The sequence below is a fragment of the Vibrio sp. 1249-1 genome, assembly GCF_033340495.1.
In genome coordinates, this window is the sequence record NZ_JAWOWJ010000623.1 from 1 (window position 1) to 664 (window position 664).

Annotated in this window: 1 protein-coding gene; it reads right to left on the reverse strand. The window is 45.0% G+C overall.

What is annotated here, in order from left to right:
- Window positions 1-73: 73 nt before the first annotated feature.
- The coding region (locus R7Z50_RS28005) for a VWA domain-containing protein (protein ID WP_318149820.1) at window positions 74-664 on the reverse strand (591 nt) is incomplete at its 5' end.

Below are 664 nucleotides of genomic sequence, written 5' to 3' on the forward strand. Positions count from 1 at the left end.
TTGATTCTGCCCCAAACACATTCATCCGATAAGCGAACTAAAAATAAAGCGGCGAATTCGCCGCTTTAGGTCATCAACCGTTACTTACGCGCTTGAGTAAACGTCCCACAACGTTTGGATGGTAAGACCAAGTATGATCAAACATCGACATTAACGCAGGGTTTCCGTATTTAGATAAACTGATCGCATGGAAGCGGTTTTTCTTCGCTTTAAGCGCATCCACTTTTGCCAACAACTCATCTTGCTGTTTTGGCGCAATAAAATCAGAAATTACCACCATGTCGGCGTTTTTGTATTTATCTCCACTCATCAAATCGATGGATTTGATAAGCGTTGGCTCCAAATCTGTACCACCATGGAAACTGTACGTTAAGAAATCCGCCGCCTCACGCAAACCATCTTGTTTGGTGAGCTCGTAAGTAATGTGTTCAGTAGAGAAAATGATCACGTAACAATCGCGCTGTTCGGCCAGTGCAATCTGCATTAACGCATACGCCATCGCTTTTGCGCACTGCTCAGGGAAACCACTCATCGAGCCAGAGGCATCCACACAGACGATGAACGGCCCTTTTTCGATATCCACAGCTTTGTTGTCTGGACGATGCGCTTTGACTTTACGTAAAGTGCGAGATTTACCTTGCGTGCGATAGTTCATCAAACGCTT